The sequence below is a fragment of the Roseateles sp. genome (genome assembly GCF_039595595.1).
Classification (GTDB): domain Bacteria; phylum Pseudomonadota; class Gammaproteobacteria; order Burkholderiales; family Burkholderiaceae_C; genus Roseateles.
In genome coordinates, this window is record NZ_JBCNLG010000007.1 from 187416 (window position 1) to 207048 (window position 19633).

The following is a 19633-nucleotide window of genomic DNA, read 5'->3' on the forward strand; positions in this document are numbered from 1 at the left end:
GCGCCATGAGCCAGATCCTTTTGAACGTCAACGGCATCGAGGTCATCTACAACCACGTGATCCTGGTGCTCAAGGGCGTCTCGATGCAGGTGCCGCAGGGGCGCATCGTGGCGCTGCTCGGCGGCAACGGCGCCGGCAAGACCACGACGCTGCGCGCGGTGAGCAACCTGCTCGCCGGCGAGCGCGGCGAGGTGACCAAGGGCTCGATCGAGCTGCGCGGCGAGCGCGTCGAGCGCTTGTCGACCTCGGCGATGGTCGACCGCGGCGTGATCCAGGTGATGGAGGGGCGGCACTGCTTCGCGCACCTGACCATCGAGGAGAACCTGCTCACCGGCGCCTACACGCGCCGCGACGGCAAGGCCGCGATCGCCCAGACGCTGGAGAAGGTCTACGCCTACTTCCCGCGGCTCAAGACGCGGCGCGGCTCGCAGGCGGCCTACACCTCCGGCGGCGAGCAGCAGATGTGCGCCATCGGCCGGGCGCTGATGGCCAATCCGAAGATGGTGCTGCTCGACGAACCCTCGATGGGGCTGGCGCCGCAGATCGTCGAGGAGGTGTTCGAGATCGTGCGCGACCTCAACCAGAAGGAGGGCACCACCTTCCTGCTGGCCGAGCAGAACACCAGCATGGCGCTGCGCTACGCCGACTACGGCTACATCCTGGAGAACGGCCGCGTCGTCATGGACGGTCAGGCCGCCGCGCTGCGCGACAACGAGGACGTGCGCGAGTTCTACCTCGGCATGGGCGGCGGCGACCGCAAGAGCTTCCGCGACGTCAAGAGCTACAAGCGCCGCAAGCGCTGGCTGGCCTGAGCAACGAGTAAGGCGACGAGTAGGCGACGAGCGAGCGACGAGCGAGCGGCGATCGCCGGCTGATCCGATTCAAGGGAGACCCGTTCATGGACAACGACTTCTTCGCGCCCCCGCCGTTCAAGGCCGAGGAGGCGCTGGTGCAGCTGCGCCGCGCGCTGCGCGAGTTGCGCGCGCTCACCGAGCGCGGCGACGCCTGGAGCTTCGAGGGCCAGGAGGTGCTCAAGCTCTCGGCCGGCGATGGCCAGATCACCGCGAAGCTGGCGAAGAAGCCGGCGCGCAGCCCGGACTGGGAGACGCGTGCGTGCCGCAACGCGGCGGACGTGCGCAAGCTGCAGGACGAGCTCAAGCGCCGCCTGGCGCAGTGGGCCGAAGAGTGACGCCGCTCCGGCGATGAGGGGAGCTTCCATGAGGAATCCGCGATGAGCGCCGAGTTCTACGACACCCTCGAGCACCGAGACCCGGCCGCGCGCGAGGCCGCGCTGATGGCGGCGCTGCCGCGTCAGGTGGCGCACGCGCGCCAGCACACCGAGGCCTTCGGCGCGCTGCTGTCGGACGTCGATCCCGAGCGCGTGCGCAACCGCGCCGAACTCGCGCGGCTGCCGGTGACGCGCAAGTCGGAACTGCTGGCGCGCCAGCAGGCCGTGCGCGCCGATGGCAGCCGGGCGCTGTTCGAGCCCTTCGGCGGCTTCTCGACCATCGGCTGGCGCGGCCTGCTGCGCGACAGCGGCGCACGGCGCGTGTTCCAGTCGCCCGGCACGATCTACGAGCCCGAAGGGCGGGGGCGGGACTACTGGCGCCTCGGACGCGCGCTGCACGCTGCGGGGCTGCGCGCGGGGGATCTGGTCCACAACTCGTTCAGTTATCACCTGACCCCGGCCGGGGCCATGATGGAAGGCGGTGCCGAGGCGCTGGGCTGCACCGTGTTCGCGGGTGGCGTCGGCAACACCGAGCTGCAGCTGCAGGCGATGGCCGAGCTGCGTCCGCACGCCTACATCGGCACGCCCAGCTTCCTGAAGATCCTGCTCGACAAGGCGGCGGAGCAGGGGCAGCCGCTGTCGGTGCGCAAGGCGCTGGTCAGCGGCGAAGCCTTTCCGCCCTCGCTGCGCGACTGGTGCGGCGAGCGCGGCGTCAGCGGCTTCCAGTGCTACGCGACGGCGGACCTCGGCCTCATCGCCTATGAGACGCAGGCCCGGCAGGGCCTGGTCGTCGACGAGGGCGTGATCGTCGAGATCGTGCGCCCCGGCACCGGCGAACCGGTGCCCGACGGGGAGGTCGGCGAGGTCGTCGTCACCACGCTGAACCCGGACTACCCGCTGATCCGCTTCGGCACCGGCGATCTGTCGGCGGTGTTGCCGGGCGCCTGCCCGACCGGGCGGACCAACGTCCGCATCAAGGGCTGGATGGGCCGCGCCGACCAGAGCGCCAAGGTGCGCGGCATGTTCGTCCATGCCGGGCAGGTGGCCGAGGTGCTGCGGCGTTTCCCCGAGGCGCGCCGCGGCCGGCTGGTGGTCGAGGGCGAGATGGCGCAGGACCGGATGACGCTGCGGGTCGAGACCGAGGGCGCCGCCCCCGGCGGGCTCGCCGAAGGGCTGGCCGCGGCGCTGCGCGAGGTCACCAAGCTGCGCGGCGAGGTGGCGTTCGTCGCGGCGGGGGCGCTGCCCAACGACGGAAAAGTCATCGAGGACCTGCGCAAGTTCGATTGAGGCACCGGCTTACGTAGTTTCCGTAGGCCGCGGGCGGGGGCGCCGACCTAGCATCCGCGCCATCACCCACACCTCCATCGAGGAAGAGACACCATGAAGAAGATCCTGCTCGCCTGTGCCGCGGCGCTGAGCGTTGGCGCCGCCTGGGCCGAATACCCGGACAAGCCGGTGACCATCGTCGTTCCGTTCGCGGCGGGCGGCCCGACCGACAAGGTCGCGCGCGATCTGGCCGAGGCGCTGCGCAAGCCGCTGAACGCCACCATCGTGATCGAGAACGTGGGGGGCGCCGGCGGCACGCTGGGCGCGACCAAGGTGTCCAAGGCCGCGCCGGACGGCTACACGCTGCTGCTGCATCACATCGGCATGTCGACCTCGCCGGCCCTGTACCGCAACCTGCAGTACAAGACGCTGGACGACTTCGAGTACCTGGGCCTGATCAACGAAGTCCCGATGACGCTGATCGGCCGTCCCAGTCTGCCGGCCGCCAGCTACACCGACCTGGTGAAGTGGCTGAACGCGAACAAGGGCAAGATCAACCTGGCCAACGCGGGCCTGGGTTCGGCCTCGCACCTGTGCGGCCTGCTCTACATGAGCACCATGAAGATCGACATGACCACCGTCCCGTACAAGGGCACGGGCCCGGCCATGACCGACCTGATCGGCGGCCAGGTCGACATCATGTGCGACCAGACCACCAACACCACGACGCAGATCGATGGCGGCAAGGTCAAGGCCTTCGCGGTGTCGACGCCCAAGCGCCTGGGCGGTTCGCTGTCCAAGCTGCCGACGCTGGACGAGTCGGGCCTGAAGGGCTTCAACGTCACGATCTGGCACGGCATGTATGCGCCCAAGGGCACGCCCAAGGCGGTGCTGGACAAGATCAACACCGCGCTCAAGACCGCGCTGAAGGACGCCGAGTTCCACAAGCGCGAGGAAGCGCTGGGCGCCGTGATCGTGACCGACCATCGCGTCAACCCGGCCGATCACAAGAAGTTCGTCGCCGACGAGATCGCCAAGTGGACGCCGATCATCAAGGCCGCCGGCCAGTACGCCGATTGATCACGGACTGATCGCGGACTGATCGCAGCTTCCGCGCTGAAACGCAAAGCCCGCCTTCCGGCGGGCTTTTTCCTTGCGCGGGCGCGGGCCGGCGTCCGGGGCAGTGCTCAGGCCAGTGCTCAGGCGGGGGAGCGGCACACCACCGCCAGCTTGTTGCCGTCCAGGTCGCGGAAGTAGGCCGCGTAGAAGTTGGGGCCGTACTGCTCGCGCGGACCGGGCCGGCCCTCGTCGCGGCCGCCGCCGGCCAGCGCCGCCGCGTGCACCGCGTCGACCTGCGCGCGGGTCGAGGCCGCCAGCGCCACCATGGTGCCGTTGCCGGCCGTCGCGTCCAGGCCGTTGAAGGGCGCCACCACCCACAGCTGCGTCTCGCCGCCGTCGGGGCCGTAGCCCACCATCTCGTCGTCCGAGTAGCCCGGCTTCAGGCCCAGCGGCGCGAGTGCGGCGTCGTAGAACTCCTTGGCGGCGCGGCGGTCGTTGCTGCCCAGGGTCACGTAGGTGATCATTGTTCGCTCCTCTGTCATTGCGATGCGGATGCCGCATTCTCGTCAGTTCGGAGCGCGAGATCAGCCATTCACATCCGCATCGGAATGGTCACCGGCCCATCGTTGACCAGGCTGACCTGCATGTCGGCGCCGAACTCGCCGGTCTCGACCAGCGGGTGCTGCGAGCGCGCGAAGCGTACCGCGTGCTCGTAGAGCCGCCGGCCGGGTTCGGCCGGCGCGGCGCCGGTGAAGCTGGGCCGGTTGCCGCCGCTGGTGTCCGCCGCCAGCGTGAACTGCGAGACGATCAGCAGCCCGCCGCCCACGTCCTGCACGCTGCGGTTCATCTTGCCCGCCTCGTCGCTGAAGATCCTCAGCTTGAGGATCTTGGCCAGCAGCTTCTCCGCGACCGCCTCATCGTCCTGCGGCTCGGCGCAGAGCAGCAGCAGCAGCCCCTGGCCGATCCGCCCGGTGCAGCGGCCGCCGACTTCGACCCGGGCCTCCTTCACGCGTTGCAGCAGCGCGATCATCCTCGTCCCTCCTCGGATTCCTGTTGACTCTGTTCTTCCGCCGCCAGTTCGGCGAAGCGGGTCTCGACATCCACCGGCAGCAGCTGGATGCTGGCGCGCAGCCCGGGCAGCGCGCGCATCAGCGCCTGCTCGACTTCGCCGCGCAGCGCCGCGGCGCGGCCCAGCGTCCAGCGCGCCGGCACGTGCAGGTGGAAGTCCACGTAGCGCAACTGTCCCGCGGCGCGCGTGGCGACATGGTCGAAACGCAGCTCGGGCGATTCGAAGCGCTGGAGCACCCCGGCGATTGCCTGCTGGTCGCCGGGGTCGAGCGCCATGTCCATCAGCCCGCCGGTGGAGCGCCACATCAGGTGCATCGCCTCGCGCAGGATGTTCAGCGCCACCAGGATCGCCAGCAGCGGGTCCAGCCAGGCCCAGCCCGTCAGCATCACGCCGATCAGGCCCGCGACGACGCCCACCGAGGTCCACACGTCGGTGAACAGGTGGCGCGCGTCGGCCTCGAGCGCGATCGAGCGGTGCTCGCGCGAGGCCTTCAGCATCTTCCAGGCCAGCGCCGCGTTGATCGCGGTGCTCACCAGCGACAGCGCCATGCCGATGCCCAGCTGCTCCAGCGGCTGCGGCGCGCGCAGCCGCTCGACCGCGGCCCAGCCGATGCCCAGCGCCGCGATCAGGATCAGCGCGCCCTCGAAGGCGCTGGAGAAGTACTCGGCCTTGTGATGGCCGAAGGGGTGGTCCTCGTCGGGCGGGCGTCGCGCGATCGTCACCATCGCCAGCCCGAAGAGCGCGCCGGCCAGGTTCACCCCCGATTCGAGCGCGTCCGACAGCAGCCCCACCGACCCGGTCCACCACCAGGCGGCCGTCTTCAGGGCGATGGTCGCCAGCGCGACGGCCACCGACAGCTTCATGTATTGCTGGACTTGCATGGCGGCGATTTTGCCGCTCCTACAATTGCCGCCGTCTTTCCCTCAGACCCCCCTTCACCCCCCGTCCAACCCAGCCCCCACTCAGCCGGACAGCACCATGAGCAACCCACCGCCCGTTCACGACGCCGACCTCAGTCACATCCCGCCGCGCGACAAGGCCGAGCTGCTGTCCCAGGCGCTGCCCTACATCCGCAAGTACCACGGCAAGACCATCGTCATCAAGTACGGTGGCAACGCGATGACCGACCCCGCGCTGCAGCAGGACTTCGCCGAGGACGTGGTGCTGCTCAAGCTGGTCGGCCTGAACCCGGTGGTGGTGCACGGCGGCGGCCCGCAGATCGAGGACGCGCTCAACAAGCTCGGCAAGAAGGGCCACTTCATCCAGGGCATGCGCGTGACCGACGAGGAGACGATGAGCGTCGTCGAATGGGTGCTCGCCGGCGAGGTGCAGCAGGACATCGTCGGCCTGATCAACGTCGCCGGCGGCAAGGCCGTGGGCCTGACCGGCCGCGATGGCGGCATGATCCGCGCCAAGAAGCTCAAGCTGATCGACAAGGACGACCCGGCCAAGGAGCACGACGTCGGCTCCGTCGGCGACATCGTCGCCATCGACCCCAGCGTCGTGAAGGCGCTGCAGGACGACCAGTTCATCCCCGTCATCAGCCCGATCGGCTTCGGCGAGAGCAACGAGAGCTACAACATCAACGCCGACGTCGTCGCCGGCAAGCTGGCCGAGGTGCTCAAGGCCGAGAAGCTGGTGCTGCTGACCAACACCCCGGGCGTGCTAGACAAACAGGGCAAGCTGCTGACCGACCTGTCCGCGCGCGAGATCGACGAGCTCTTCGCCGACGGCACGCTGTCGGGGGGCATGCTGCCCAAGATCGCCTCGGCGCTGGACGCCGCCCGCAGCGGCGTCAAGGCCGTCCACATCATCGACGGCCGCGTCCCTCACGCGATGCTGCTGGAGATCCTGTCGGAGCAGGCCTACGGCACGATGATTCGCTCGCACTGAGCCCGCGCCCCCGCGAGCCCCCTCCGAACGAGGGGGCTCGCGCGTTGATGGGAGCGCGGATTGCCCTGCGCAGCGCTTTGGAGCGTGGGACTGGTCGAAGGTCATACCACTGCAAGCTGGGGATTGCCGCTGAAACACGCGACATCCCAGAATGCGCCCCACAGCGGCTCCATAGCCGTGAGGGATTGCATGTCACTTTTCAGCGTCTTGATCGTCGAGGACCAGCTTCGCTTCCGCGAGGCCTTCGCCCATGCCCTCGAGAAAGCCCCCGACATCCGTCTGGTCGGCATGGCCACCGATCTGCAGCAGGGCCGGAAGATGTTCGACCAGACACGTCCCGACGTGCTGCTGGTCGACCTGGACCTGCCCGGCGGCAGCGGTATCGAACTGATCCGCCACGCCGCGCATGTCGCGCCGGAGTGCGAGGTGATGGTCATCTCCGTCTTCGGGGACGAGCAGCACGTGCTTTCGAGCATCGAGGCCGGCGCGACCGGCTACCTGCTCAAGGACTCGCTGGCGCTGGACCTGCCGGGCCAGCTGCGCTCGCTGCGCGCGGGCGGCAGTCCGATCTCCCCCGTGATCGCCCGCCGGTTGCTGCTGCGCCTGGCACCGCAGGGCGGCGGCGCGCATCCGCGCGGCTTCGGCGACTCGGCCCCGATGCCGCTGGTGGACGAGCAGGTCGTCGCGCTGTCCGAGCAGGAATCGCGCGTGCTGCACCTGGCCGCCAAGGGCTTCACCTTCGACGAGATCGCGCAGTTCATGAATGTGTCGCCGCACACGATCATGACTTACGTGAAGCGCACCTATCGCAAGCTGCAGGTGCGCTCCAAGGTCGAGGCCATCTACGAGGCGCGCCGCCTGGGCTGGCTGAGAGACTGAAGCGGGCCGCCCAAGGGGGGTGGACGGCGTCCGGCACCCGCGCCGGGACGCGGGTCGGGGTGTGCCAGAATCGCCGCACACTTCGGCCCCTCTCATGCATACCAGCCCTTCGGATACCCCGGACTCCGCCGCTGCCAAGCCGGCGGAGCTGCCACGCAAGCGGCTCAAGCCGGGCGAGCGCCGGGTGCAGATCCTGCAGACGCTGGCGAGCATGCTCGAGCAGCCCGGCGCCGAGCGCGTGACCACCGCCGCGCTGGCCGCCCGGCTGGAGGTCAGCGAAGCGGCGCTGTACCGCCACTTCGCCAGCAAGGCCCAGATGTTCGAGGGCTTGATCGAATTCATCGAGACCAGCATCTTCTCGCTGCTCAACCAGATCGCCGAGCGCGAGACCGACGGCCTGGCCCAGGCGCAGCGCATCGTCGCGGTGCTGCTGCAGTTCGGCGAGCGCAACCCGGGCATGGCCCGCGTGATGGTCGGCGACGCGCTGGTCTATGAGAACGAGCGCCTGGTCGCGCGCATGAACCAGTTCTTCGACAAGGTCGAATCCTCGCTGCGCCAGGCGCTGCGCACGGCGGCGGAGGCCTCGGGTTCCAGCACCCCGACCGTCGAGGCGCAGGCTCAGGCTTCGGTGCTCGTCAGCTTCATCATTGGCCGGCTGCAGCGCTATGCGCGCTCCGGCTTCAAGCGCCTGCCGACCGAACAGTTGGATGCCGCGATGCGAATGCTCGCGTGAGCATTCACCATGCCCGGCGCCGTCCGAGCGCCCGGCCGCCGCCTACACTCGGCGGCTATGTCCCAAGCCCCCGACGCCCTTGATGCCCTGCTCCGGCGCGCCGACGCGCTGCTGAGCCGCCTGGAGGCCGTGCTGCCCCAGCCCCTGACGCCGCCCGACTGGAGCGCCGCTGTCGCCTTCCGTTACCGCAAGCGCGGCGCGAGCGCCCGGATCGAGCCGGTGCGCCACCTGTCGGCGATCCGGCTGGCCGACCTCCGGGAGGTCGAGCCGCAGAAGGAGCGCCTGCTGCGCAACACGCGCCAGTTCGTGCAGGGACAGCCCGCCAACAACGTGCTGCTCACCGGCGCCCGCGGCACCGGCAAGAGCTCGCTGATCAAGGCCTGCCTGAACGAGTTCGCCGGCCAGGGCCTGCGCCTGATCGAAGTCGACAAGGCCGATCTGGTGGATCTGCCGGACCTCGCCGACCTGGTCGCCGATCGGCCGGAGCGCTTCGTGATCTTCTGCGACGACCTCAGCTTCGACGAGGGCGAGGCGGGCTACAAGGCGCTGAAGTCGATGCTGGACGGCTCGGTCGCCGCCGCCACCGACAACCTGCTGATCTACGCGACCAGCAACCGCCGCCACCTGCTGCCCGAGCAGATGAAGGACAACCTCGGCTACACCCACTCGGAGCGGGATGGCAACGTCGAGGTGCATCCGGGCGAGGCGGTGGAAGAAAAGATCTCGCTGTCCGAGCGCTTCGGGCTGTGGATCAGCTTCTACAGCTTCAGCCAGCAGGAATACCTGGCGATCGTGGCCCAGTGGCTGTCGCACTTCGGCCTGGACGCCGCCCGCATCGAGGCCGCGCGCCAGCCGGCGCTGGTCTGGGCGCTGGAGCGCGGCTCGCGCTCGGGCCGCGTCGCCTACCAGTTCGCCCGCGACCTGGCCGGCCGGGGAGGGACCACCGAAGAGGGGACCCCGCCATCGAAGGAGCGGGATGCCCCCGAGGGACTCGACCATGTCTGAGCCGCAGAAGCCCAATCCCCACAGCCCCGTCGAGGCCACCGACCGCGTGCCGGTGGACGTGGCCGTCGGCGTGCTGGTGCGCCGCGACCCGCAGGGCCGCGAGACGGAATTCCTGCTGACCTCGCGCCCCGAGGGCAAGGTCTACGCCGGCTACTGGGAGTTCCCCGGCGGCAAGCTGGAGGCGGGCGAGACCGTCGAGCAGGCGCTGCGGCGCGAACTGCACGAGGAACTAGGCATCACCATCGCCGCCGCCCACCCGTGGAAGATCGAACTGATGGAGTACCCGCACGCGAAGGTGCGGCTGCACTTCTGCAAGGTCCACGAGTGGTCCGGCGAATTCGAGATGCGCGAAGGTCAGGCCATGAGCTGGCAGCACCTGCCGGTGCAGGTCCAGCCGGTGCTGCCCGGCACGATCCCGGTGCTGCAGTGGTTCGCCGCGGAACGCTTCCATGTCGGGCTCACCCATGTCGTCTGAAGGCGCGCGCACCGCTGCCAGCCCGGGCGGGGACTACACTGACGCGATGGACTGGCTGGATCAGATCAAGTGGGACCGCGACGGGCTGGTGCCCGTCATCGCCCAGGAGCAGGGCTCGAAGGACATCCTGATGTTCGCGTGGATGAACCGCGAGGCGCTGGCCCGCACCGCCGAGCTCGGCCAGGCCGTGTACTGGAGCCGCTCGCGCGGCCGGCTGTGGCACAAGGGCGAGGAGTCCGGCCACGTGCAGCAGGTGCACGGCATCCGGCTCGATTGCGACAACGACGTCGTGCTGCTGACCATCACGCAGCATGGCCATGAGCCCGGCATCGCCTGCCACACCGGCCGGCACAGCTGCTTCTTCCAGAAGCTCCAGAACGGGCAGTGGACGACCGTCGAGCCGGTCCTGAAGGACCCCGCCAGCATCTACAAGGCATGAGCGCCATGAACACGATGGGCACGATGCGCACGAACGACACCCCAGCCCCGGCGGCGGCCCCCGCCAAGGGCCTGACGGCGCACGACGTGCTGGCGCACCTGGGCGACGTGGTCGCGCAGCGGCGCGCCGAGGGCGATCCAGACAAGAGCTACGTCGCCAGGCTGTTCGCCAAGGGCCTGGACCAGATCCTCAAGAAGGTCGGCGAGGAAGCCACCGAGGTGGTGCTCGCCGCCAAGGACGGCGCGCCCGACAAGCTGGTCTACGAAGTCGCCGACCTGTGGTTCCACTCGATCGTCGCGCTCGCCGCGCTCGACGTGCGGCCCGAGCGGGTGCTGGCCGAACTGGCCCGCCGCGAGGGCCTCTCCGGCCTCGAGGAATTCGCCAGCAGAAGCCCCAAGGAGCAGGCATGACCGACTCGTACGAAACGCCGTCGCCGACCGTGGTCCTGGATCCGGCCCGCGAGGCCAGCCTGCGCAGCGTGGGCATCGTCAGCTACGTGCTGCACGCGATCGTCGCCATCGGCGCGCTGCTGCCCGGCGTGCAGGCCAGCATCGTGCTGCTGATCGTGGCGGTCATCGTCGACCTGGTGAAGCGCGACGAGGCCGCCGGCACCTGGCAGGCCAGCCACTTCTCCTGGCGGCTGCGCAGCGTGCTGTGGTGCGGCATTCTTTACGTGGTCACGATCCCGCTGTGGTTCCTGTTGTTCGTCCCGGGCTGGATCGCCTGGTGCGTGATCTCGATCTGGTTCCTCTACCGCATCGTGCGCGGCTGGCTGGCGATGAACGATCGCCGTCCGATGCCGATGTGAATCCCTGGTTTCCGCCACCGGAATCCCGAATCCCTGTCCGCCGCCCGCCACCATGAGCCACGACCCCAACTGCCTCTTCTGCAAGATCGTCCAGGGCCAGATCCCCGCCAGGAAGGTCTACGAGGACGACGACATCGTCGGCTTCCATGACATCCACCCCTGGGCGCCGGTGCATTTCCTGCTGATTCCCAAGCGCCACATCGCCAGCATGGCCGACCTGCAGCCCGAGGATGCGCCGCTGCTGGGCAAGATGGGCGTGCTGGTGCCGCAGCTGATGAAGGAGCTGGGCGTCACCAACGGATTCCGCACGGTCGTGAACACCGGGGCGGACGGCGGCCAGGAGGTCTTCCACCTCCACATGCATGCCATCGGCGGCCCGCGCCCCTGGTTGAAAGGCTGAGCGCGGGAACCAGCTCGGGCTGCGCGCCCATGACCGGCGGCCGGGTTCCGGCCACCGACGCCCGTCCGCCGGTTGGATCTTCGTGCGGATTTTCGTGTGGGCTTTCGTGCTTAAGCCGCTGATGCGGGCAAGGGCAGGCATTGATCGCCGAGATGCCTGTCATGTGCGGACCTTAGAATTTCGGCTTCGACTCTGGAGAATGTCATGGGTAGTTTGAGCATCTGGCACTGGCTGATCGTGCTGGTGGTTGTGATCGCCGTGTTCGGCACCAAGAAGCTGCGCAACGTGGGCTCCGACCTGGGTGCCGCGGTGAAGGGCTTCAAGGACGGCATGAAGGACGGTTCGACCGACACGCCGCCGCAGCAGGTGGCCAACGCCAACAAGGCCGCTGATCCGAACACCGTCGACGTCGACGCCAAGCAGCGTCACTGAGCGCGGCCGGCATGGTCGATTTCGGTTTCGACAAGCTGGCGCTGATCGGCGTGGTGGCGCTGGTCGTGCTCGGCCCTGAGCGCTTGCCGCGGGTGGCCCGCACGGTCGGGCACCTGCTGGGCAAGGCGCAGCGCTACGTGGCCGACGTGAAGGCGGAGGTGAACCGGTCCATCGAATTGGAAGAGCTCCAGAAGATGAAGGGCCAGTTCGAGACCGCCGTCAGCGACGTGCACGCCAGCGTGCAACAAGGTGTGGCTTCGGCCAATCAGGCGCTGCAGTCGACCTGGTCCGACCTGTCCGTCGACGGCACGTCGGCGGACGGCTCGATCGGCGGCTACACCCCGCCGGTGCCCGTCTACACGCATCCGAAGAAGAACTGGCGCCTGAAGCGCGGCGCGACGCCGCTCTGGTACAAGCAGCAATCCGGCGTGCGCCGGCACGCGCAATCCGGCGCGGCCCGCGTGGCGCGCTTCCGCCCCCCTCGCCGAGCGACATGAGCCAACAAGAAGACGAACTCGCCGGCACCGAACAGCCCTTTGTGTCCCACCTGATGGAGCTGCGCGACCGGTTGATCCGGGCGCTGCTGGCCGTGGCGGTGGCCTTCGGGTTGCTGTGCCTCTGGCCCGGCACCAGCGGTCTGTTCGACCTGCTGGCCAAGCCGCTGGTGGCGCATCTGCCGCAGGGCTCGTCCCTGATCGCGACCAATGTGCTGTCGCCCTTCCTCGTCCCGCTGAAGGTCACGCTGCTGGCGGCCTTCCTGCTGGCGCTCCCGGTGGTGCTCTACCAGGTCTGGGCCTTCGTGGCGCCGGGCCTGTATTCCCACGAGAAGCGGCTGGTGATGCCGCTGGTGGTGTCGAGCACGCTGCTGTTCTTCGCGGGGGTGGCGTTCTGCTACTTCTTCGTCTTCGGCAAGGTCTTCACCTTCATCCAGAGCTTCTCGCCCAAGAGCATCTCCGCGACGCCCGATGTCGAGGCCTATCTCGGCTTCGTGATGAACATGTTCATCGCCTTCGGCGCCGCGTTCGAAGTGCCGGTGGTGGTGGTGGTACTGGCGCGCATGGGCATCGTCACGGTGACGCAGCTCAAGCAGTTCCGCGGCTACTTCATCGTGCTGGCCTTCGTCATCGCGGCGGTCATCACGCCGCCGGACATCGTCTCGCAGCTCGCGCTCGCGATCCCGATGTGCCTGCTGTACGAGGTCGGCCTCTGGGCCGCCGGCGCCTTCGGCCGCTACTCCCGCGCGCCCGACGCCGAGGAGGAAGGCAAGGGCCACACGGCGAACTGATCGGCCAACTGAGCGGCCGAGCTCCAGAAAGCAGAACGCCCGATGCGCATGCATCGGGCGTTTGTCATTGAGGAGCGGCTGAAGCGATTGCTCGGCAACTCGCTCGGCAGGCTTGCCGGGCTTATTCGGTCTTGGCTTCCGCCTTGCGCTCCTGCGCGACCTTGGACACCGCGACCGGCTTGCCCTGCAGCTGGTTCAGCGCCTGGCGCAGCGGGAAGTCCTCGGTGCTGCCGAATTCGGGCAGCGGCTTGGCCGGTTCGCCGCGCTTGGCGTAATCGGCTTCCAGCTTCTGGCGGCGCTCTTCGCGGATCTTCTCGAGCTCCTTGGTCCGCGCTTCCTCGCCCTTCTCGTCGCTGGCGTTGAGGTGCTTCTCCAGATCGGCCTCGCGCATGCGCAGCTCGGCGAACACGTTGCCTTCGGCGGTCTCGTCCAGCGGGATGTCGGGGACGATGCCCTTGGCCTGGATGGAGCGGCCGCTGGGCGTGTAGTAGCGGGCGGTGGTGAGCTTGACCGCGGTGTCCGGACCCAGCTGGCGCACGGTCTGCACCGAGCCCTTGCCGAAGGTCTGCAGGCCCATCACGGTCGCGCGCTTGTGGTCCTGGAGCGCGCCGGCCACGATCTCGCTGGCCGAGGCCGAGCCTTCGTTGACCAGCACCACCATCGGCACGTTCTTGACGGCGTCCGGCAGCTTGCGCAGCGGATCGCCGGAGCCGCGGCGGGCGTAGAAGTCGGGATCGGCGCGGTAGCTGGCCTTGGATTCGGCGAGCTGGCCATTGGTCGAGACCACCTCCACGCCCTTGGGCAGGAAGGCCGCGGAGATCGCCACGGCGCCCTCGAGCAGACCGCCCGGGTCGTTGCGCAGATCCAGCACGACGCCCTTGATCTTGGGGTCCTGCTTGTAGAGCTCGGCGAGCTTGAGCGCGAAGTCGTCGACGGTGCGGTCCTGGAACTGGCTCACGCGGACCCAGGCGTAGCCGGGTTCGACCATCTTGGCGCGCACGCTCTGGACGCGGATCTCTTCGCGCGTGATCGTCACGGGGAAGGTGCGGCTCTCCGACTTGCGGAAGATGGAGAGCATCACCTTGGTGTTGGGTTCGCCGCGCATCTTCTTGACCGCCTGATCGAGCGTCAGACCGCGCACCGCCGTGTCGTCGATCTTGCTGATCAGGTCGCCGCTCTTGAGGCCGGCGCGGAAGGCGGGGCTGCCTTCGATCGGCGAGACGATCTTGACCAGGCCGTCCTCCATGCCGATCTCGATGCCGACACCGACGAACTTGCCGGAGGTGCTCTCGCGGAATTCCTTGAAGCTCTTCTTGTCGAAGAACTGGGAGTGGGGGTCCAGACCGCTGACCATGCCGGAGATGGCGTCGTTGATCAGCTTCTTCTCGTCGACGGGTTCGACGTAATCGGACTTCACGATCCCGAAGACGGCGGCGAGCTGCTGCAGTTCCTCGAGCGGAAGGGGGCTGGCGGTGCTGCGGGCATTGGCCTGCAGCTGCATCGTCGTCATGACACCGGCCATCGCTCCCAATGCGACCCAGCCTGCGACCTTGAGTTTGGCGCCCATGATGAAAAACCTTGAATCAGTACAGCCTCGCTGCTTGGCGCCGGATGTCCGTCCCCGTTGCGCGAGACGGAACAATGGCGTTCCCAGTATATGCGTCGGGCAAAAAACCAGCCCGAGACGACACGCCGTTTTACCCCGCATTTACGCGTATCGCGTGGATTGATGGCGCTTCGCCGCCAGGCCCGGTGCGGCCTGCGATGACTTCCGGCAGGGGCTGGCGGCCGCGGGGATGCGGGCCGGGCGGGTCGGTGCCATGATGGACGGATCACGCGGCGCGCGATGCGCCGAAGTCGTCCGTCAACGAGGAGCAGTTCCATGGCCCTGCCGCATGCCGCCCCCGCCCAGCCGATCGACGTCGCGCCGCTTGGCGCCGCGCTGTCCGCTACGCCGACGTCCGCGCTGTTCAAGTCGCAGGGCCTGGAGGTGATGCGGCTGGTGCTGCCCGCGGGCAAGGCGATGCCGCCGCACAAGGTCGACGGCGAGATCACGCTTCACTGCCTCGAGGGCGAGCTCGAACTGAGCGTTCAGCGCGAGGGCGCCGAGCAGCGTCAGCGCCTGCGGGCGGGGCAGCTGTGCTATCTGGAGGGCGGGGTGATGCACGGCGTGGCCGGCGTGGTGGACGCGTCGGCGCTGGTGACGATCGTGCTGAAGCGCTGAGGGCGCTGAGGGCCTTGAGGGACGGTGGTCCCTCCGACAGGAATCGAACCTGTATCTGCCGCTTAGGAGGCGGCCGTTCTATCCATTGAACTACGGAGAGCCCGCGGGAGGCCGGCCTGAGTGGGGCCTGCCCGCGAAAGCGGCGGATTCTCGCATGGAAGCCGCCCGTGTCCGGCGCGCGGCCATTCCTGCTTCTATTCCCACTTCCATTGCCAGATCACATCCAGGCCTTGCTGATAGTCATTGGCCTGGGCCCGCAGCGTGAAGCGCTGCGCGACCTTGTACATCAGCTGCCAGGTGCCGGTCGTGGCGTTGAGTCCGCGCTCGTAGGCGACGAACACGTTGCGGCTGACCTGCTTGCCCAGCCGCACGACCGTGCCGCGCGCGTCGTCGCCCTCGCCGCTGAACGAGAGTTCGTCCAGCCCGATGTTGTGGATCAGCTTGTCGCTGGCGCTCTCGCCATCGCCGGAGATCAGCGCCATCGCCGCGCGCTGCATCAGCGCGGTGTCGCTGCGGCCGAGGTTGTCCGGCGAGCGGCCCAGCACCAGCCAGGACAGCTTGTTGGTCTCGCTCATGTCCGGTTCGGAGTACAGCCGGATCCGCGGGCTGGTGGCGGTGCCGGTCACGGTCACGCCCACGCGCACGCTCTCGTTCTCCATGCCGGGCCGGATCGCCAGCACGTCCAGGCGCGGGTTGTCCAGCGGACCGACGAAGCTGAACACGCCCCGTTCGACCACCAGCTTCTGGCCGTAGGCGTTGAAGGTGCCGCCCTCGCTGCGGACCTCGCCGGTCAGCTGCGGGCGCGGCTGTCCGTCCTGCGCCAGATGCAGCAGGCCGCGCAGCCGCGTGTCGATGCCATAGCCCTTGAGCTGCAGCCGTCTGCCCAGGTCCAGGTCGAGGTCGAGCTTGAGCCGCATCGGCTTGCCGCTGCCGTCGACGGCCTTGGGCGGCGCGCTCTGGCGCACCACCTGCACGTCGCTGTCGAGCTGCGGTGCGTCGCCGCGCGAGAAATCGAACAGGCCCTCGACGACGACGAACTGGCCCTTCAGGTCGAGCACTTGCGCCGAGGCCTTGAGCTGCGCCGCGCCGGTCGCCACGATGCGCCGGTCCACCCGCTGCAGCAGCGCGAAGGTGTCGGCCTTGAGCGCCAGTTCCGCGCTGGGCTGGGCGCCGAAGTGCAGCGTCCCGTCCATGCTGACCGTGCCGTTGCCGGCGCGGGCGCTGAACTTCTCGAGCCGCGCCTCGCGGCCGCTCATCGTCAGCGCGAGCTCGCCCTGCTGCATGTCCACGCCCAGCAGCGGATTGCGCAGCGAGAGCTTCTGCGCGCCGGCCTGGCCGCGGATCTCGGGCGCGCCCAGCGTGCCGGAGAGGTTCAGCGTCGCCGCCAGGCTGCCGCCCGCGCGCCAGCCGGCCGGCAGCCACGGGCCCCAGTTGCCGATGTTGTCGACCTTGGCCTCGATGCCGCCTTCGAGTTTGGCCTCCGGCGCCGGCAGCGCGTGCGCGTTGGCCGCGCGGAAGGTCACCGCGCCGCCGACCGCGCCCATGTTCTCGCCGGCCACGCCCTGCACGAGGTGCCAGACGCCCTGGTCCGCGAGCACGCCCAGGCGCAGGTCGGTCAGCCCCAGACGCTGGGTGCTGACTTCGTCGGTCACCGTCAGGTCGCCGCGGGTGCGTTCGATCATCGCGTCCAGCGTCAGGCCGCGCGCATCGCGGCGCGACTTCAGCCGGCCCTCGATCTGCAGGTCACCGCCCCAGCCGAAGTCCGGCTGCAGCTTGCTCAGCACTGGTGCCGCGGCCAGCGGCTCCATCACCGCCTGCACATCCCATTCCCCCGAAGCCAGGGCTGGCAGCGTCGAGGTCTGCCACATCAGCCGGTCCCAGCGCAGGCCGGCGCCCAGCACTTCCATCCGGCCCGGCGCGAGCGTCGCCTGCCGCGGCGACAGCCCCGGATCGAGCCGCAGCGCCAGCGCCAGCGGCCCCGCCTTGAGCAGCGGCGTCGGCTGCTGGCTGGCCTCCAGCGCGAGCGTCAGTCCGCGCGCCTGCCACAGCGCGCCCTGGCGCCAGGCCTGCAGCGGATCGGCCTCCAGCGCGCCGTCGAGCGCCAGGCGCGCGCGCGCGCCCTGCGGGTCCAGCGGCACGGTCTGCGCGCCGGGCAGGGCGGCCGCGCTCGCCGCCTGCGCGCGCGCGACGACCTTGGTCGCGGTGGGCTGCGTCAGCACCGGCGGCAGCGGCACCTGCCCCTGCGCCGACAGCGTCAACCGATGCTGGGCCCAGCTGCCGCCAAGTTCGAGCTGGACCTCGTCGAGCCGTGTGCTCTGCTGCGGCAGCCGCAGGCCGCGCAGCTGCGTCGTCCAGGCCAGCCTGGCGTCACGCAGGCTCGACAGCGTCCACTGGCCGGCGGCGTTCTCGAGCTGCAGCGCGGGACGGCTGCCGCCATTGGCGGGCAGCCCCGGCACGCCGGAGAGCGCGAGTCCCTGCACCTGCCACTTGCCGTCGCTGCCGTACTGGGCCTGGCGGGCGCCGGGCTGGATCAGCACGACGCTCGCCTGCGCCTGTGCGGCGCCCGCGATCGTGGCCTGCGGGAACTGCGCGCGCAGCATCGGCTGCAGGCTGGCCAGCTTGGGCGCGTTGAGTTCGATCGAGAGGTCGACCTGCTCGCGCCGCGCGGAGGCGTTGATGCGGCTGCGCGCCTGCAGCGTCGCGTCGGCCAGGCGCAGGTCGGCCAGCAGGTCCGGCGCCGCCGAGCCGTTGCGGGCATAGCGCACCTGGCCGCTGAGCGGCAGGCCCTCCCACTGGCTGGGCTGCAGCACGAGCTCGGCCTTGCCCTGCGGCCACGGGCTGCCGCGCACCGATTGCAGCGCGGCCTGCAGGCGGCCGTTGAGCGCCTGCGGGAGCGCGCCATCGGGCACCGGCGCGGCGCTCAGGCGGCGTGGATCCAGGCCCTGCACCGAGGCTTCCAGCCGGGTCTTCCAGCCCTCGGCGAGGCTGAGCGCCTGATTGAGCGTGAACTCGCCCTCGGCCTTCAGCGTGGCCGGACCGGAGCGCGCCTGCAGCCGCTGCAGTTCGATGGACTGAGCACGCAGCCCGGCCGCCAGCGCGACCTCCAGCGGCGCCTGCAGCCGGCCCTGACCGAGCAGGCCGGCGAGTTCGCCCTCGACCTGCAGCGACTGGTCGGCCGAGGCCTTCGAGAGATTGGCCTGGGTGCTGAGCTTGAGTTCGCCGCGGGCCTGGACCAGCGGCCAGCGCGCGTCGATCTGGCGGCTGTCCAGTCCGGTCAGGCGCAGCGTGAGCACGCTGCCCTCGGACTGGCTGGTCTGGCCGACCGCCTGCAGCCGTCCGCCGCCGGCCAGGCGCGCGTCCAGCCGCGGGAGCCGCAGCCGGGTCCAGTTCGCCGGATCGAGCAGCAGGTCCAGCTGCAGTTCGCGCAGCGGCAGCCGGTCCTGGTCGAGCCGGCCGGCGCCGTCGTTGTCCAGGTCCGCCTTGACGCTGAGCGAGCGATCCGCGTTCGGCGTCATCGTGACCTTGCCCGTCAGGCCGGTGCGCGGCACCCCGTCGGTGCCCGGGAGCAGGGCGGCGAGGTCCAGGTCCTTGGCCTGCGTCTCCAACTGAGCGACCGGGAAGGGCGCGAACGGCTTCAGCCGGGCCTGCACCTGCAGGCGCTGCTTCGCCGCCTCGAGCGAGCCTTTCAGCGCGAGGTCGGGCAGCGGGCCATCGAGCTGGAACGGCGCAGTCCAGGGCAGGTCGCCGGCGGGCTGGCGCAGCGTCCAGCGGCTGGCCAGCTTCAGGTCGCCTTGCGTCGCGATGCGGGCCTCGCCGGCGAGGGTCAGCTGTTGCCAGCCCAGCGACGTGACCTTGAGCGCATGCTGCCTGCCGCCGTCCGTGCCCAGCGAGGCGCTGCCGCGCAGGCCGCGCAGCGGCTGGTCGAGGCCGGGCGCGAAGAGTTCGCCGATCTCCAGATCCGCGATCGTCAGCGCCACCGGCGAGAGCAGGCTGGTGGGCGGCTTCACCGGCTCGGAGCTGGCGCTGGGCGCGAGTTGCACCCGCAGCCGCGCGACGGCCAGCCGGTCCGCCCGCAGCTCGCCCCACAGCAGCGGCGAGCGGTTCCAGGCCAGCCGCACGCCGCGCCACTGCAGGTGCTCGAGCACGAGGCGGTCCTCGCTGCCGGGCAGGATCAGTTCGGCGCGGTCGACGTCGAAATCGCCCAGCAGGCTGCCGCGCGCGTTCTGCAGCGACAGGCCCGGCACCTTGGCCAGCACGTAGGCGGTGCCGCCTTCGGTCTTGAGCGCCCAGGTCAGCGCCAGCAGCAGCGCGCCGGCGAGTACCGGGATCGCGAGCAGCGCCCAGAGCAGGCCGCGCGCGCGGCGGCGCCGGCGCGGCGCTGCGGCGGGCGCCGCGTCCGGCGAGTCGGAGGGGAGGTCGTCGCGCGGGTCGCTCATCG

General features: G+C 69.8%; 22 protein-coding genes and 1 tRNA gene. 17 read left to right on the forward strand and 6 right to left on the reverse strand.

Annotated features, from left to right (window positions below; translation table 11 throughout):
• The first annotated feature begins 5 nt into the window (after positions 1-5).
• From ABDW61_RS11565 to ABDW61_RS11580, 4 genes are all read left to right on the forward strand, one after another.
• Entirely contained in the window at positions 6-812 is an 807-nt protein-coding gene (locus ABDW61_RS11565) for an ABC transporter ATP-binding protein (protein WP_343638766.1), read from the forward strand.
• Between the two features lie 86 nt (positions 813-898).
• Positions 899-1189 carry a hypothetical protein gene (locus ABDW61_RS11570; protein ID WP_343638767.1) on the forward strand — a complete coding sequence of 97 codons (291 nt, stop codon included), beginning with the start codon at positions 899-901 and terminating at the stop codon, positions 1187-1189.
• Positions 1190-1231: 42 nt separating this feature from the next.
• Positions 1232-2515, forward strand: coding sequence for an AMP-binding protein (locus tag ABDW61_RS11575; RefSeq protein ID WP_343638768.1), 1284 nt, complete (start codon positions 1232-1234; stop codon positions 2513-2515).
• A gap of 93 nt (positions 2516-2608) precedes the next feature.
• Entirely contained in the window at positions 2609-3574 is a 966-nt protein-coding gene (locus ABDW61_RS11580) for a tripartite tricarboxylate transporter substrate-binding protein (protein WP_343638770.1), read from the forward strand.
• A gap of 119 nt (positions 3575-3693) precedes the next feature.
• Here the strand turns inward: ABDW61_RS11580 and ABDW61_RS11585 are convergent, their stop codons facing one another.
• From ABDW61_RS11585 to ABDW61_RS11595, 3 genes are all read right to left on the reverse strand, one after another.
• On the reverse strand, positions 3694-4077 hold the full coding sequence (locus ABDW61_RS11585; protein ID WP_343638772.1) for a VOC family protein: 384 nt from the start codon (positions 4075-4077) through the stop codon (positions 3694-3696).
• Positions 4078-4145: 68 nt separating this feature from the next.
• Positions 4146-4583: a D-aminoacyl-tRNA deacylase gene (gene dtd, locus ABDW61_RS11590; RefSeq protein ID WP_343638774.1), complete on the reverse strand. Its 438-nt coding sequence runs from the start codon at positions 4581-4583 to the stop codon at positions 4146-4148.
• Positions 4580-5503, reverse strand: a complete 924-nt coding sequence (locus tag ABDW61_RS11595; RefSeq protein ID WP_343638776.1) for a cation diffusion facilitator family transporter — start codon at positions 5501-5503, stop codon at positions 4580-4582. The genes dtd and ABDW61_RS11595 overlap by 4 nt, the downstream gene beginning before the upstream one ends.
• 97 nt (positions 5504-5600) lie before the next feature.
• On the opposite strand from ABDW61_RS11595, the gene argB reads away from it, so the two are divergent.
• From argB to tatC, 12 genes are all read left to right on the forward strand, one after another.
• A complete protein-coding gene (argB, locus tag ABDW61_RS11600; RefSeq protein ID WP_343638778.1) occupies positions 5601-6515 on the forward strand; it encodes an acetylglutamate kinase in 915 nt (304 codons plus the stop codon).
• 189 nt (positions 6516-6704) lie between these two features.
• On the forward strand, positions 6705-7394 hold the full coding sequence (locus ABDW61_RS11605) for a response regulator transcription factor (protein ID WP_279760353.1): 690 nt from the start codon (positions 6705-6707) through the stop codon (positions 7392-7394).
• Between the two features lie 94 nt (positions 7395-7488).
• Positions 7489-8127: a nucleoid occlusion factor SlmA gene (gene slmA, locus ABDW61_RS11610; RefSeq protein WP_343638781.1), complete on the forward strand. Its 639-nt coding sequence runs from the start codon at positions 7489-7491 to the stop codon at positions 8125-8127.
• Between the two features lie 57 nt (positions 8128-8184).
• Positions 8185-9132, forward strand: a complete 948-nt coding sequence (locus tag ABDW61_RS11615; RefSeq protein WP_343638782.1) for an ATP-binding protein — start codon at positions 8185-8187, stop codon at positions 9130-9132.
• Positions 9125-9607: an NUDIX domain-containing protein gene (locus ABDW61_RS11620; RefSeq protein WP_343638783.1), complete on the forward strand. Its 483-nt coding sequence runs from the start codon at positions 9125-9127 to the stop codon at positions 9605-9607. The genes ABDW61_RS11615 and ABDW61_RS11620 overlap by 8 nt, the downstream gene beginning before the upstream one ends.
• A gap of 46 nt (positions 9608-9653) precedes the next feature.
• Positions 9654-10046, forward strand: coding sequence for a phosphoribosyl-AMP cyclohydrolase (hisI, locus tag ABDW61_RS11625; RefSeq protein WP_343638865.1), 393 nt, complete (start codon positions 9654-9656; stop codon positions 10044-10046).
• Positions 10047-10069: 23 nt separating this feature from the next.
• Positions 10070-10456, forward strand: a complete 387-nt coding sequence (locus ABDW61_RS11630; protein WP_343638866.1) for a phosphoribosyl-ATP diphosphatase — start codon at positions 10070-10072, stop codon at positions 10454-10456.
• The gene (locus ABDW61_RS11635) at positions 10453-10854 is read left to right on the forward strand and encodes a hypothetical protein (protein ID WP_343638784.1); all 402 of its coding nucleotides are present in this window, start codon (positions 10453-10455) and stop codon (positions 10852-10854) included. Before ABDW61_RS11630 ends, ABDW61_RS11635 begins: the two co-directional genes overlap by 4 nt.
• 52 nt (positions 10855-10906) lie before the next feature.
• Entirely contained in the window at positions 10907-11254 is a 348-nt protein-coding gene (locus ABDW61_RS11640) for a histidine triad nucleotide-binding protein (protein WP_343638786.1), read from the forward strand.
• A 204-nt stretch (positions 11255-11458) separates the two neighbouring features.
• Complete coding sequence (tatA, locus tag ABDW61_RS11645; protein ID WP_343638788.1) at positions 11459-11686, forward strand: Sec-independent protein translocase subunit TatA; 228 nt, start codon at positions 11459-11461, stop codon at positions 11684-11686.
• An 11-nt stretch (positions 11687-11697) separates the two neighbouring features.
• Positions 11698-12183, forward strand: a complete 486-nt coding sequence (tatB, locus tag ABDW61_RS11650; RefSeq protein ID WP_343638790.1) for a Sec-independent protein translocase protein TatB — start codon at positions 11698-11700, stop codon at positions 12181-12183.
• Positions 12180-12971 carry a twin-arginine translocase subunit TatC gene (gene tatC, locus ABDW61_RS11655; RefSeq protein WP_343638792.1) on the forward strand — a complete coding sequence of 264 codons (792 nt, stop codon included), beginning with the start codon at positions 12180-12182 and terminating at the stop codon, positions 12969-12971. The genes tatB and tatC overlap by 4 nt, the downstream gene beginning before the upstream one ends.
• A 121-nt stretch (positions 12972-13092) precedes the next feature.
• On the opposite strand, the gene ABDW61_RS11660 is transcribed toward tatC, so the two are convergent.
• Positions 13093-14538 (reverse strand): S41 family peptidase, encoded by a 1446-nt coding sequence (locus ABDW61_RS11660; RefSeq protein WP_343638794.1) that lies wholly within the window; start codon positions 14536-14538, stop codon positions 13093-13095.
• A 315-nt stretch (positions 14539-14853) separates the two neighbouring features.
• Here ABDW61_RS11660 and ABDW61_RS11665 point away from each other — a divergent pair, with 315 nt between their 5' ends.
• On the forward strand, positions 14854-15195 hold the full coding sequence (locus ABDW61_RS11665; protein ID WP_343638795.1) for a cupin domain-containing protein: 342 nt from the start codon (positions 14854-14856) through the stop codon (positions 15193-15195).
• A 25-nt stretch (positions 15196-15220) separates the two neighbouring features.
• On the opposite strand, the gene ABDW61_RS11670 is transcribed toward ABDW61_RS11665, so the two are convergent.
• Both ABDW61_RS11670 and ABDW61_RS11675 read right to left on the reverse strand, forming a co-directional pair.
• Positions 15221-15295: transfer RNA gene (locus tag ABDW61_RS11670), tRNA-Arg, on the reverse strand.
• 94 nt (positions 15296-15389) lie between these two features.
• Positions 15390-19631 (reverse strand): translocation/assembly module TamB domain-containing protein, encoded by a 4242-nt coding sequence (locus ABDW61_RS11675; protein WP_343638796.1) that lies wholly within the window; start codon positions 19629-19631, stop codon positions 15390-15392.
• Between the last annotated feature and the right edge of the window lie 2 nt (positions 19632-19633).